This window comes from Staphylococcus pseudintermedius (genome assembly GCF_001792775.2).
Taxonomy (GTDB): Bacteria; Bacillota; Bacilli; order Staphylococcales; family Staphylococcaceae; genus Staphylococcus; species Staphylococcus pseudintermedius.
In genome coordinates this window covers 231,844-247,073 of record NZ_MLGE02000001.1, presented here as the reverse complement: position 1 = coordinate 247,073, position 15,230 = coordinate 231,844, and the positions used below count along the sequence as shown (strand labels likewise).

The following is a 15,230-nucleotide window of genomic DNA, read 5'->3' as shown; positions in this document are numbered from 1 at the left end:
AGGATTGAGTATCGTATCTACTGAGCACTGATTCTTGCCTCGGTCACTTTTTGTAGCTTGATTTCCTTATATATGGAGTTCAAAAAATGGAAATCACGTAATGATGAGCTACCAATCTGACAGTTAATTGCCCTGTATGTACTGTTAAATACCAGAGTAAAAAAACATTTCAAATCAATTTACAAATTATGGGTTTGACTTAAGCATATTTCAAATAAAAAATGTAGGGAAATGGCAAATATATTGACCACTTTCCTACATTTCTGTTTTCACCATATTACGATTTTAAAATTATTCTTTAATTCACCTTACTATGCTTTTTCTTTCGACGTAACAACACTACTGACCCAGCAACAAGAAGGAGAGGAATCATCATGGAATGACTTCGAGAGGTTGTCCCCGTATCTGGTAGTGCTTTTGTATGGTGGGGATTCTTTTCTTTAACTTCAGATACCTTCGTATTCACTACTACTGTGCTAACGTGGTTCTTTGTGTTTTTGTCTTCTAAAGTTGGCTGAACGCTAACTGATTCTTCGGCCTTTGGAGTTTTTGTACTTTCTACCAAGTTACTATCGCCTTTCTTTTCAACTTCTTGGTTTTCCATGATTTCTTCTTGCTGAGGTTGATTCTCTGTTACTTCTTCTTGAGGTCCTGGGTTTGCTCCACTTTCTTCTCCAACTGCTGTATCTTCTGTCATTTCCACCAAGTTGTTTTCTTCAATGACTTCGATGTTGTGGTTTTCTGTGATCTCTTCTTGAGGACCTTGATTTGCTCCACTTTCTTCTTCCAACGCTGTATCTTCTGTCATTTCCACCAAGTTGTTTTCTTCAATGACTTCGATGTCGTGATTTTCCGTGATTTCTTCTTGAGGACCTTGGTTTGCTCCACTTTCTTCTCCAACTGCTGTATCTTCTGTCATTTCCACTAAGTTGTTTTCCTCAATGACTTCGATATCGTGGTTTTCCGTGATTTCTTCTTGAGCACCTTGATTTGCTCCACTTTCTTCTTCCAACGCTGTATCTTCTGTCATTTCCACCAAGTTGTTTTCTTCAATGACTTCGATATCGTGGTTTTCTGTGATCTCTTCTTGAGGACCTTGATTTGCTCCACTTTCTTCTTCCAACGCTGTATCTTCTGTCATTTCCACTAAGTTGTTTTCTTCAATGACTTCTATGTCGTGATTTTCCGTGATTTCTTCTTGAGGGCCTTGGTTTGCTCCACTTTCTTCTCCAACTGCTGTATCTTCTGTCATTTCCACCAAGTTGTTTTCCTCAATGACTTCGATGTCGTGATTTTCTGTGATCTCTTCTTGAGGACCTTGATTTGCTCCACTTTCTTCTTCCAACGCTGTATTCCATCCTATATCAATCACATGGCTATCTTCAATAATATCTACTACATCAGCTTGAATTTCAGGTTCTGGTTTTGGTTGTTCAGGTGGTTTCGGTTTCAACTCACCGCTTCCACTCGCACTGTTTTCGTAAAACTTCACACCGTTCATTTTTTGGTAACTGAACGGATAGTAACTGTTTAATGACTGTATATATGTTCTATACAACAGTGTTTCAGCTTGCGCATCATATGCCCCTTCATAATAGATGGCATATTTTTGATTCTTGCTAGTATCCAGATTCAAGCTATAACCACCATCATATTTTCTTACCATAGTATCGTTTATGCTGATTTCTTCCCACATATTAGGGTCTATAGTAATACTTTCAGGAGGAACACCTTGTCCTTTATATTGATATACACGCACTGTAGGTTGCATTAAGTCTTTCGTCGTACCACTGACCACTTCACCATTAACTGCAATTGTCCCCCTGCCATTTAAATAGCCATTAGGGTTAATGTATGCTATTTGTTGAAATTTAGCTTCTTTTTTGTTCACTTGCGAAATACGTCCATCTACATAATGACTATTATCATAATAAACGTCAATATTGGCTTGCGTTGAATGATTACCGATCATCGTCGTGAAAGTTTGTGTCCCAGTAGTCAAGACTTTTTCCGGACTTACGAAATAGCTCACTGATAACTCAGCAGTCAAATTTTGCTTGCCATTTACATAATCTTTAAATGTATATACGATTGTTTTACCATCTTCCAACACTAGACCTTCAGCAATTACATCCGTCGCACTTTCAGTATTTTTAGCCATGATTCTCGGTGCGGTTCTTTCAACAGAAACACCATGCGTATTGATATTGTCAGATAATTTTATAGTAAACTGATCGCCTGATTTTACATTACTAGGAAACTTTAATTGATAATTCAACCTGCCACCTTGTCCCTGATGAGGTCGAATAGTAGTTTCGCTGTTAAATCCTTTGATGTCACTCCTATCCACTACAACCTCATTAGAGATATCTTTACCACCTACATGTTGTTCAACGTCTTGAGGGGATTGCATCACTTGAGTATTTTCTTCTTGAGACACTTCCTCCGCACTCACAACATTTTTGGCTTCAACTTGTTGTTGCTGAAGCATAGTCTCATCTTCTTTGCGGCTAAATGATACGGGTTTTTGCTTATCCTCGTCTTCAGACTGATGTGCTGCTTCACTATTAGGTTTAACTGTCTCAGCTGTTTGAGGATTCGCATAAGCTGTCTCCTGCTTGAATTCTGAAGAAACACCATCAGTATGACTACTTTCTTGTGCTTGTAATGCATCATCAGCATGTGCTTTAACATCGGATACACTTGCAACATCTTCTTGTGCTTGCGTTGCCGTATTCGTAGGTACTTTTACAGCGGATACATTTACATTATTGCCTTCTTGAGGTACTGCTTCCACTTGCAAATGTTGCTCAGAAGCTTGCGTTGTCACTGAATTTCTCCCAGTTGTTTCAGTGACATCTTCATTCGCTTGAGCTTCATCATTTCCCAAAACACCATACATGAGTCCCCCAACAATGACAGATGCGGCTCCTATAGATAACTTTCTTATTGAATGCTTTTCTTTTTCATTTTTGTACACAATTAATAACTCCCTTTCTAATAACTCATAACAATATAATACGAGAACCTTTAGTTGTCTACTATTTTGTTTTTCAAAACTCATTAGAAAATTCTATTTATCGGAATGTTCAGAAAGATAAATGGTTTATTTTAACCTCATTTATAAAAATAAAATATATTGTAATAAAAATAATAAGCCTTAACAAAATAAAACCGAAACTTTTGGAAGCAATCACAAAAGCATCGGTTTATATATGTTTTTAAAATAAATTATGAAATTTTAATATACATTTTTATAGCAAGGGTTTCTCCTAGCCTCTCACATACATCTATAATTTGGATTTCAGATCTTTTGAAAGCACTTATGTCTCCAAAACTACTCCTACCCTTGAAAATTAAATCATAGAAGCGATGTCCAAAACAAATAACAAAATCATATCAACCACAACAACTTTTTCATCTTATACTCGTTCCTTTAATTGATCCAACATTAATATTGCCCATTCGAAAATTTGCATGCTCACTTAACAAATTGAGATGATACCTTGTCTTCATAATGATACACACCTAGAAGCCATTTCAAAACCTTTAACTTCTCCTTGTTCAAAAGATTGAAACGATACATCGTCGCCTTATGTTGCATGCGTACCGTACTCCCCACATAACATAAGTATCTTTTCCAACCGTTTAACATTTTAGCAACTCTCTTTCGTTAATTTCCTTTACCAAAGATGAAAAATGTGTTTTTGTCTTCGCAATACTAAATTTAAATGAAGCAATGCCTCTCGATTAAAGTGAATCTAATTATCAAAAAATGTACCTTTCAAACCAGTCACATCCAACCAAAGCATGCCTTTTCACATACTCTTTAAGTTATTCACCTAAATCTTTACCATTTGTTTCTATCACTTTTTGGTACCAATAGAACGAATCTTTCTTCAACCTTTCTAATGTCCCTCGCCCTTCATTGTCCCTGTCCACATAAATCAGACCGTAACGCTTTTTCATCTCTCCTGTCGTAAATGAAACGATATCGATAATACCCCAGGGTGTATAACCAATTAAATCCACGCCATCTTTATCAACCGCATCAATCATTGCTTCTATATGTTCTCTCAAATAATTAATACGGTAATCATCATGAATTTGGTTGTTTTCCACCTTATCTATCGCACCAAAACCATTTTCTACAATGAATAAAGGAACTTGATAACGTTCATATAGAACATTAAGCGTATAACGTAGCCCTTCTGGATCGATAGCCCATCCCCACTCACTTATTTTAATGTGTGGATTTTCAACTGAATTAGGAAGACCACTATTGATGATATTATTACTAACACCAGTCTGTGTATCATGTTTTACGACTGTAGACATGTAATAACTAAAGCCAATGTAATCGACAACACCTTCTCGTAAAATCTCCTCGTCTCCATCCTGCCATCCAATATGATACCCTTTTTGTTCGAACATTTTTTTAGCATAGCTCGGGTAATAACCTCTTACTTGTACATCAGGAAAGAAATACCTTAATCGATTCTTAATTTGTGCCTTCATCATATCTTTCGGATGACAAGAATATGGATAAATGGGTACATAAGAAATCATACTACCAATTTTGAAGTTCTGATTAATCATTTTACCGATTTTGACCGCCTTTGCGCTTGCAATCAATTCATTATGTGCAACTTGATACAATACTTCTTCAGGATTGTCATTGTCATTTAAACTTACACCCGAGTTTGTCCATAAAAAAATCGGATTACCCGTATCCATTTGATTATTAATTTCGTTAAATGTCATCCAGTACGTGACTTTATCTTTGTATCTTTCAAATACAACTTGTGCGAAACGAGCAAAATAATCCACTACTTTACGGTTACGAAAACCGCCATATTCACGTGCTAAATGTAATGGCATTTCAAAGTGTGACAATGTAATAATCGGTTCGATATTATTCTTGAGTAATTCATCAAAGATATTATCATAAAATTGGAGCCCCTCTTCATTAGGTTCTAACTCGTCACCGTTCGGAAAAATACGTGTCCAAGCGATTGACGTCCGAAGGCATTGTAATCCCATTTCTTTAAACAGGGCAATATCTTCTTTGTAACGATGATAAAAATCAATACCTACGTGATTTGGGTAATATTTATCCGCTTCCACTGACATTGTTATTTCTCTCGTTTTTCTATGTGCGCCTCCTGTCATCACATCGATAACACTTAACCCTTTCCCCCCTTGATCATAGCCGCCTTCAAATTGATTGGCAGCTAGAGCGCCGCCCCACATAAAACTTGCTGGTAATTTAGACATCATCCATTGCCTCCTTTATTTTTTTAATGGTTCAAAATTGATTTTCTTTAGTTATCTGTTTCTCTTCTGTAATAAGAACGCCTTCAAAATCTGTTGAATTCGTCACATCAATAGGGATTACACATTCATAGCCATTATATTCAATTTGCTTTTTTGAATTTTAAAAACTGCTACCCTAGTTTGACATTTTCATTTTCTTTAAAAAACTTCAAAGTCTTCAACGTCCATTATAATTGTACCGGTTCAATTTGTCCATAACGATACAAAATAAAAAACGACACATGTTATAATAAATTATCTAGAAATTGAAATGAGGGCTTATTGTTGCTGAAATACGAAAAAATCGCTCATGATATTCATACATTCATCACAAACCATCAATTTAAAGCAGGAGATAAATTGCCGAGTGTCACGACTTTAAAAGAAAAATATGAAGTCAGTAAAAGTACGATTATTAAAGCATTAGAATTACTTGAACATGACGGCATTATTTATCAAGCACAAGGCAGTGGCATTTATGTAAGGAATGCGAGAAATGACAATCACATTAATGTCTTCAAAACAAATGGTTTTTCAAAAAGTTTAAATGAGCACCAACTAACAAGTAAGGTTTTAAAATTAGAAGAAATCACTGATATTCCTGAGACAGTCATGCAAGAACTGAATTTATCAAAAAGTGATAGTGTTTATTATTTAGAAAGACTACGCTATGTCGATGGCAATGTGTTATGTATTGAATATTCTTATTACAATAAAGAAATCGTCAAATATTTGAATACTGAAATTACAGAAGGATCTATCTTTGATTATTTAGAACAAAACATGCAAGTTAAAGTTGGGTTTTCCGATATTTATTTTAATGCTGATCAACTCAACACTAATGAAGCACATCTCTTAAAACTCGAACCCAATGACCCGTGCTTACGTTACCACCAAACTTTTCACACTACTACTGGTATACCATTCGACGCATCAGATATTGTTTTCCATTACAAAAATGCCCATTTCTATATACCGAGTAAAAGATAGAAATGCCGTAAAAAGCCGATAATATGCACATCTCGTGAATATTATCGGCTTTTAATTGGTTATTAAACTATTGTATCTTTTTAATATTTTATTACGAGCAACTTAACCTAAAATTTTATAGCAATTTGGGTTCTTCTTCTGTGTTTTCTATTCTATTTTTAGCAATATCAATAAACACTTCATCTACTTCTATTCCAATAAACTTGCGTTGTAATTTTTTTGCTGCCACACCCGTCGTTCCACTACCTAAAAACGGATCAAGTATGAGGTCCCCTTGCTTTGTCGAGGCTTCGATAATACGTTCTAAAAGGTATAGTGGCTTTTGTGTAGGATGTTTGCCGAATTTTTTCTCTCTTTTAGGGGTTAATGGCCCTGACCACACATCTTTCATTTGCTTATTACCGTTGTATGATTTCATGAGTTGATAATCAAAATAGTGTTTATTTTTTTTAGACTCTTTTTTAGCCCAAATGATTGTTTCTGTTGAATGTGTAAAATTTCGGCAACCTAAATTCGGGGGAGGGTTGGTTTTTTGCCAAGTAATATTGTTCAAAATTTTAAACCCTGTTTCTTCTAATGCCGCACCTATTGAATAAATGTTATGAAGTGTTCCAGATATCCAAATTGTTGCGTTGGGTTTCATAATTCTTTTGCATTTTAATAACCACGCTTTATTGTATTCATGCTTTTCTACAAAACTTAATGATTTATCCCATGCACCTTTATCTACTGAAACCATCTTCCCTCCAGAACAAGTAATGCCTCCTGAAGAAAGAAAGTACGGAGGATCAGCAAAAATCATATCAACCATTTCTTCATCGAATGTGTCTAGAACATCTGCCATATCTCCTTGAAAAATCGATATATCCCCTTTTTCATATTTTAAATTATTCAAATTACCATCACCTTAATAGTTAGTTATAATGAGCTCTTTCCCAACTCGATTAGAAGCATCAGAATTTATATTACGTCTCACATTTATCTCTTCTTTTTCAAAATCTGAATATAATTCTCTTATAAGTTCAGTATTATGGTTAGTCAACATACAATAAACACCTTCTGACGATAACTGTTTAAACAAATCTGCAAGTCTAACATGATCCTCTAATTTGAAACCAGCTTTATCGTATGATGTAAAACTTGTAGGCTTTAATGGCGCATACGGACTGTCAAAAAATACAAAATCACCTTTCTTCACGCCATTTAATGCTTCACTAAAGTCTGTATTCAAAATCGTTACATTCTTAAGGAAACGAGAAATCTCAATCATATTATCTTGATTATATGATTTAACCAACTCTTTTTTATTCCATGGTACATTATAAAGACCTTTTGAATTCACTCTAAATAAACCATTAAAAGCATGCTTATTAATATAAATAAACAAGGCTGCTGTTTCAATATTGTAAGTATTATTTAAAATATGATCGTTATATAGACTTCGAAATTCTTTATATTTCTCATCATTTAGTGGTATCTTATCAAATTTATCTATTGTTTCTACTAGCTTCTCGTGCTCATCTCTTATGACTTTATATGTATGTATTAAGTGACTATTGATGTCATTGATAGTAGATGGTTGATGATTCAAGCCAAAAAGAACAGCTCCACCGCCAACGAATGGTTCATAGTAGTGATTAAATTCTGAAGGTGCCTTTTCAATAATTTTCGATAAAAACTGTCGTTTACCACCAGCCCATTTTACAAAAGGGAGCATATTAATTCCTCATTTCTATAATAAATCTCGTTTCATTTTCACGAGTCATTGTAACATTTTTTTTAAAATAATACCGTTAGTTATAGCAGCTATAGTTATTTCTCTTTCTCTTCGTTTAATAACTTTAATAATAATCAGCGTCATTTATAACTTTTTTACATTCTGCCAACTTTTTAATGACAGTATGAATATATTTGACATTAATAATATAAAAAGTTTACTATATTATTAACTTCACATTCCACTTATGACAAAGCTTATCTACATTTTTAACTTACTCTTAAAAATCAGCTAATACAACATCAATGTTTTTACAAACTAGTAATTTATTATCTAATATTGACTAGAACACAATTAGTATCCCATTTGTAAGTGTATCCAACTTTCTTCCTAATATAACTCTCAGTTTTGTAACTTTATTTAATTACCAATTAAAAACGATTAAACACACATCACTTCTATAGATTAAAATTCTATTAAATATACTTAAGGGGAAATGTTTTATGAAAGACACTTGGTATTTTGTAAAAGAATTTTTGGATAGCCATTCACATGAAAGTGTAATAAAAGGGGTATTAGCGCACATAACCGAAATTACAGATAACGAAAAACTAGATATCGCTTATTTAAATTATTTAGATAATGATGAGATTTCCTCAATTATTAACGAAGAGCTTATTCAAGTAATAGACGACCTAGAAGTGGGGTATAATGGTTAAAACACAAAGTCGTCATTAAACATTTGTTATAAGTGGATTGAAGTAAAAAGACTTTGTTACGTATCATTTAAACTTCAAAAATGTGACACAAAAGTCATACAACAGATATAGCCATATAAGACTAATCCGATCCTTATATTTTATCATAATGATTACAACGACTTGTTTCGTATTTTTATAGAAATAGAACAAACCTAACACATCTAGGTAATTTTCTAATTTACCTCCTATGTTAGGCTATTCAAATTGATGTTTATTTATATATTCAAAACACGCACTTTGAAGTGAGCATAGAATAAATATAATCATTTCTCAACATGTCTAAATTGAATACATTTTCTATTTCAGCAAACGCTTCTGATAACGGTTTGGTAGCGGTATGCCACCCTTGTCCATCTGTGACCCATGCAAAAGTAACACTATTTTCGCTTTGATTGATGAATCGGTTTAAACTTTTAAATTCACCTGCAACAGATTTCAACTTAGAGCCCCCACCATTATAAAAATTGGTTTCTATCACATATACTGCATTATTTCTTGGATTCAAGATAGCTACATCAAATCTCCTCGCTGATTTGTCTGTAGGTACATCAACATCCCAGTTTTGCTTCATCCAAAGAGAAGTTGCTTGGACTTTAAATTTAAGTCCTAATCCTTTACACGTCTCAGAAACCTTTTTCTCTAAAATGCTTTCCATAGTCGTGCCCGATCTATTCTTCCTAGCGTTTGAGTCCAAACCCACTTCTACACCATAAACAAAATCTACTAAATTTTTTTGTGCTGTATTCTGCAAAAAGTTCATCAGACCAGAATTCTTAATAAAATCTAAATATGTTTCAAAATTTTGCATATCAATATTTTGAAAATCAAGACTATAAAAATCCATATCATCATTGTCTAACATTAAAATATCTAACTTTTCGTCTCTAGTTGCTAACAATATAGGAATTGTTTTGAGCAAGTTAGGTTGAGCAAGAAATAGATTTCTCGCTTCTTCTTCAATATTTTCCTTACCTAAAAGATAATTTAGCGTATTTAACTCCAACTCAAAACGCTTTCCACCTTTTTCTACCTTTTCCCAATTGACAAAGTAACCCGGTGTTTTGTTTGTAGAACTTAACGAACTTAAAAACACATCTAATCTTTCATTTACATTTAAAGCAACGTATTCTTGATAATTCAATGTATTCTCCCCCTAAAATTAAATAAGCTATCACTTACAAAATGCTTACAAATGCACTTTTGCTAATACTAGTAACTTAGCTTCGACATATAGGTGAATTTTCCCTGCTTAGTTTATCTTGCTGTTCTCTGTATATTAACTTTATTAATTATTATATTATCATTTCTGTTATTATTTATGAATATCTTTCTTAAAGCCTTCTTGTGGAATAGTGATATGTCAACAGTTTTGTCTGTAGCGGTAAACAGGCGTCAAGAAGTAAAAAGAAGCTGATTTAGAAGAACAGAATAAAATCTTAAAAAAAGACTATGCACATCTTTTGCCAAAGGTCCGAAGTAATATACAAATTTATCTATGAACACCGACAAGCATTTCGTGTCGTAAAGATGTACACAGCTCTATGTGCTTCGAAATGATGCGATGTTTAGCATTGTGGAATATATCCTTACTTTTTACAAGTCCAAATCAGTGCATTCAACGTTAAATGATGTGAGTCCCGTTGAATTTGAGAGGAATTCACAACAAATTAACCTAGCAAGCGAAGTGCAGTAGAATTCTCTTTTTCTGTGCCCGTATTCCTGACATAGATCCAAGTGTCTCCTTTTAATCATACTGAACATAAGATGCAAAAAACTGCGCAGTAGCAATTTATTACTACTTACACAGTTAATATTTTTACACATTATTTATAGTACATTATAAGAACTTAGCCTTAACTTGTCCTTCTATTTCTGTCTATTAATAGTAAATTACAGCTATATTTACTCCACCTACAATGATTGAATTATTATCTTTGTCACTTTTATGTGCTTGACTATCATTTAACTCCTAGTCCTCTTAATATTTATAACTCAAAAATATTTCCAATTCACGAATTCCATTAACTCATTTTTATAATAGATTTTTTCTATTTAAACTCACTTCTCTTTTAAAACAAATCCCATAAAAACATACCGCCCAACATCAACACGACTGCCACTGCAACAAATGCAGTAACAATTAACGTTTGTTCCATAAATAATTTCTTATTGCTTCTTGTATCGTTATATATTTTTTTGCCATACTCTATGTAATCCACTATCTCTTTATACGTTTTGACATCATACTTTTTCTTCAAACGTTCAATCTTAATGGCATAATACATTGAAAACGCCCAAAATATAAATGGAATGAATAAACCGTACCATCCGTCGCTGAATTTCAAAACTGGTCCGACTGAAATCACCGCAATAAGCATAAAAACAAGCATCAATTTACCATATCTGTCCATATTATAGTGATCGATGATGTTCTTCATTTCTACTACATCTCCTTTTACAAGTTGGTCTAGAGAAACGTTGAATAAAGAACTGAGAACAATCAAATGATACAAGTCAGGATAGGTTCTCTCATTCTCCCAGTTAGAAATCGTTTGGGTCGATACATCAATTTTCTCTGCTAACGCCATCTGAGATAATTGCCTTTCTTTTCTATAAATCCTAATTTGATTGCCGACATCCATATCCAACAGCTCCTTCATCACTGACGATAACCTGTAATTAAATGCTATTCTATCAAATCTTTTTATAATGTAACTATAAACTTTTTTATCGTTATATTTCCCGGGTTATACTCTTAAGTTTTGTGACTTTTCCTAAAAAATGCCATCTACTCAATCTAAAGTAGATGGCATACACGTTCACCCTATTCCAACTTCAATGTAAAAGCATTAATAGCAACGATAACAGTACTGAGCGACATTAAAATCGCACCAACAGCCGGCGATAATATCAAGCCAATGGATGCTAAAATTCCAGCTGCTAATGGCACTGCAACGATATTATACCCTGCACCCCACCATAAGTTTTGAACCATTTTTCTCATTGTCCGTTTTGAAAGTGTGAAGAAATGAATGATGTCACTCGGATCACTCTTAACAAGGATAACATCACCAGAATCTATTGCCACATCTGTTCCTGCTCCAATGGCGACACCGATATCAGCTCTAATCAGACTCGGCGCATCATTGATACCATCCCCTACCATCATGACTTTCTTACCTTGTTTTTGATAATCTTTTATCATCCTCTCTTTGTCTGCTGGCATCAATTGTGCGTGGACATGTTGGATGCCTAACGCTTCTGCTACCGCTTCTGCCACTGCTAGGTTATCCCCCGTAAGTATGACCGGTGTTATCCCTCTGACTAATAACTCTGTCACCATTTGTTTTGAACTTTCTTTAATTTGATCTCCTTGTGCGATAATCCCAACGGCTTGTTGCTCATCGATTAAATAGCTGATGGAATTGCCTTGGTTTGCTAATTTGTTAAACAACGCTTTATCATATTCAAACCCATTTTGTTCAAGGTAGGAAACATTGGTGATTTTATAAGCTTGACCGTTAATTGTCCCTTCTAATCCGACACCCGGGATATTTCGAACGTCTTGAGGTTGGACATATGAGATACTTTTATTTTTAGCGAAATCCACAATACTCGTTGCTAATGGATGATTCGATTGACTTTCTAATGAAGCAAACAAACTTAATACTTCCTCATCACTCACACCCGCTTTAAAGCTCTCATAATGATTGACTGAGAAGTGACCTTCAGTGAGTGTACCTGTCTTATCCATCATGACATAATCAATATGTTGTGCCGTTTCTATCGCTGCTCTATTTTTAATCATCAAACCATGATGCGCTCCTATTGATGTCGAACGCGCAGTGACTAAAGGTATGGCCAACCCTAGCGCATGTGGACAAGCAATGACTAGCACCGTAACGAGTCGTTCTAATGCGAAATCAATATGATTGTCTATCAACATCCATATAATAAATGCAATCATGCCGACACTTATGGCAAAATAGAACAGATAACCCGCCACTTTATCAGATAATAACTCTGCTCGAGACTTGTCATTTTGAGCTTGTTTTATAATATCCATCACTTGCGAAAGGTAACTTGCTTCTCCTACAGCAGTCACCTTCACTTGTATCGTGCCAGACCCATTGATAGAACCACCGATGACTTGATCATTTGGCTTTTTCTGAACTTTTTTAGACTCCCCGGTCACTAACGATTCGTCTATCGCAGTCTCACCTCGAACAATCATACCATCTGTCGGAATACTTTCTCCCGCTTTCACTTCAACGATATCATTTAACGCAATATCCGATATTTTAACTTCCTCACGTTGATTATTCGTAACTTTAATCACCTTATCCGGTAACAGTGCTACCATTTTCTTCAATGCATCGCCAGCACTTCCAACCGCGTTCATTTCAACCCAATGACCCAACAACATAATTAAAATTAGTGTCGCAAGTTCCCAGAAAAAATCCATCGTATGACCTGTTGCATCACTGAAATGATTCAAATAAAAAGCATATAGACTGTAAATGTAAGCAACTGAAATACCTAAAGTAACGAGCGTCATCATGCCCGGTTTTTTCGAAGCGATTTCACCTTTCGCGCCAACCAAAAACGGTTGCCCGCCGTAAATAAATAAAATGGTCGCAAGGATTAACACCATCCAGTCAGAACCTGGAAATGTGAATTGAAATGGCAATTGTACGCCCATCATTGGAGAAAAAATGATAATCGGTATCGCAAAAATCAATGACACAAAAAACTTCATTTTAAAATTCCCGTGATGGTGATGTGCATGGTCATCGTGATGCATATGATGACTATGAGGGTGGTGACTTTCATGCATATGTTGGTGATGATGGTGCTCTTGATTATTTTTCAAAGATAACGCCTCCTCTGTCTATCACGCTATAATTCAATATAACTTTAGCATAACATATACCTATACGGGGTATGAAACGTAGAGATTATATGACGTGACTGTTCAGCAACAAAATATTGAACCGTCACAATATTAAAGAAAAATCCGAGACATTTTCGTCATGAACAACGAAAGTCTCGGATCAATGATAATCAGTGTCAAAATCTTATGAGTAGGTGTTTCATTAAATTTTTAATGTTTTCTTTTGATAATAATAAATCGGAATACCTAACATTGTGACCCCGATACCCGTGATTGCAAGGAGGGGCTGTGTCAATAATGTATTCAGCAAGACAAACGTGCCTGCTAGTAATGCAATCATAGGTATGACGGGATACAACGGGACTTTATATGGACGGTGTAATTCTGGCTCCCTTTTTCTAAGAAGAAATACCGCTAAGAAAGCCATACAATAAAATGTCCATATGACAAATATCAACATATTCGTAATCGTGTCAAAAGCACCTAATAGCATCATGATCACTGCGATGACAATTTGAATCATGCCACCGAGCCATGGTGTCCGTGAAGGCAATAAGTCTAAAAATAAGCGCTTGAGTGGCAGTTGATTACGTTCTGCCATGGCATAAGGGATACGCATACCAGTCATTGTATAGCCGTTCATGGTACCATATACAGATATTAAAATACCAATCGTGACTAATTTCCCACCGCCTGCACCAAATAAAATTGAAGATGCTTCGCTTGCGGCGTTCAAGTTACCTTCAATTTGGTGAATCGGCAGTGTCATTAAAAACGTCGCATTAATCAGTAAGTAAACAACCATGACCAAACCGATACCGAGCGTAATGGCGCCTGGTAAGTCTTTTTTAGGGTTTTTCATTTCCCCGGCAATATTACCGACATGAATCCAACCGTCATACGCAAACATTGTCGCAAGAAGACCTGCACCAATCGCTTCAAACCAACTCGAATTTGTACCATTCACAACGGGAAAGAGAGAAAATGATACGTCACTCGAATGAAAGAAGCCGATAATGACAATGAGTGCAATAGGGATTAACTTAATCACAAGCGTAATGGATTGTAAAGTTCCGCCTGCTTTAGAACCTAAAAAGTTAATCAGTAATATCGAAACGGCACTCAGGATTGCAATGGGAAGTAACAATGTTGTCGATAAATGAAATAAATTAATGATTTGCGTTCCAAAAATAATGGCTAAAGCTGCAATGTTAGCTGGAAAGTAAATAAACGCTTGTGCCCAGCCTGATAAAAATCCCCAAAAGTCTCCATAAGTGTATTCGATATACTTAGTGAGTCCGCCAGTTTCAGGAATGGCTGCAGCAAGTTCAGCACCGGTCAAACCGGCACAAATGGTCATGATACCGCCAAGCAGCCAAACAAAAAGTGCCATACTCGTTGAACCGGTCACTTCCGTTACACTTGAAGCTTTGAAGAAGACACCTGCGCCAATAACCGATCCCATAACAAGTGAAAGCGATGCAAAAAAGCCGATGTTTTTCTTTAGAGATGTATTTGTACTCATTGCTGTTGCCTCCATTTCATTTCTCAG

Annotated in this window: 10 protein-coding genes; 2 read left to right on the top strand and 8 right to left on the bottom strand. The window is 35.1% G+C overall.

Going from position 1 to position 15,230, the window contains the following annotated elements; all coding sequences use genetic code 11:
- Window positions 1-298 precede the first annotated feature (298 nt).
- Window positions 299-2,980 (bottom strand): fibronectin-binding surface protein SpsL, encoded by a 2,682-nt coding sequence (spsL, locus tag BJK46_RS01210; RefSeq protein ID WP_112424773.1) that lies wholly within the window; start codon window positions 2,978-2,980, stop codon window positions 299-301.
- An 854-nt stretch (window positions 2,981-3,834) separates the two neighbouring features.
- Window positions 3,835-5,277, bottom strand: a complete 1,443-nt coding sequence (locus BJK46_RS01205) for a 6-phospho-beta-glucosidase (protein ID WP_014612701.1) — start codon at window positions 5,275-5,277, stop codon at window positions 3,835-3,837.
- Window positions 5,278-5,601: 324 nt separating this feature from the next.
- On the opposite strand from BJK46_RS01205, the gene BJK46_RS01200 reads away from it, so the two are divergent.
- Window positions 5,602-6,306, top strand: a complete 705-nt coding sequence (locus BJK46_RS01200) for a GntR family transcriptional regulator (RefSeq protein ID WP_041614897.1) — start codon at window positions 5,602-5,604, stop codon at window positions 6,304-6,306.
- 115 nt (window positions 6,307-6,421) lie between these two features.
- On the opposite strand, the gene BJK46_RS01195 is transcribed toward BJK46_RS01200, so the two are convergent.
- On the bottom strand, window positions 6,422-7,201 hold the full coding sequence (locus BJK46_RS01195; protein WP_233524841.1) for a DNA-methyltransferase: 780 nt from the start codon (window positions 7,199-7,201) through the stop codon (window positions 6,422-6,424).
- 12 nt (window positions 7,202-7,213) lie between these two features.
- Entirely contained in the window at window positions 7,214-8,023 is an 810-nt protein-coding gene (locus BJK46_RS01190) for a DNA adenine methylase (RefSeq protein ID WP_070407324.1), read from the bottom strand.
- A 503-nt stretch (window positions 8,024-8,526) separates the two neighbouring features.
- Between BJK46_RS01190 and BJK46_RS01185 the strand changes: the two genes are divergently transcribed.
- Window positions 8,527-8,742, top strand: coding sequence for a hypothetical protein (locus BJK46_RS01185; protein ID WP_101485520.1), 216 nt, complete (start codon window positions 8,527-8,529; stop codon window positions 8,740-8,742).
- Window positions 8,743-9,007: 265 nt separating this feature from the next.
- On the opposite strand, the gene BJK46_RS01180 is transcribed toward BJK46_RS01185, so the two are convergent.
- From BJK46_RS01180 to BJK46_RS01165, 4 genes are all read right to left on the bottom strand, one after another.
- Window positions 9,008-9,925 carry a type II restriction endonuclease gene (locus tag BJK46_RS01180; RefSeq protein ID WP_112424772.1) on the bottom strand — a complete coding sequence of 306 codons (918 nt, stop codon included), beginning with the start codon at window positions 9,923-9,925 and terminating at the stop codon, window positions 9,008-9,010.
- Window positions 9,926-10,853: 928 nt separating this feature from the next.
- On the bottom strand, window positions 10,854-11,426 hold the full coding sequence (locus BJK46_RS01175; protein ID WP_103263631.1) for a helix-turn-helix domain-containing protein: 573 nt from the start codon (window positions 11,424-11,426) through the stop codon (window positions 10,854-10,856).
- A gap of 182 nt (window positions 11,427-11,608) precedes the next feature.
- Window positions 11,609-13,657: a heavy metal translocating P-type ATPase gene (locus BJK46_RS01170; protein ID WP_169926732.1), complete on the bottom strand. Its 2,049-nt coding sequence runs from the start codon at window positions 13,655-13,657 to the stop codon at window positions 11,609-11,611.
- Window positions 13,658-13,880: 223 nt separating this feature from the next.
- The gene (locus tag BJK46_RS01165) at window positions 13,881-15,203 is read right to left on the bottom strand and encodes an APC family permease (protein ID WP_065520735.1); all 1,323 of its coding nucleotides are present in this window, start codon (window positions 15,201-15,203) and stop codon (window positions 13,881-13,883) included.
- Window positions 15,204-15,230 lie beyond the last annotated feature (27 nt).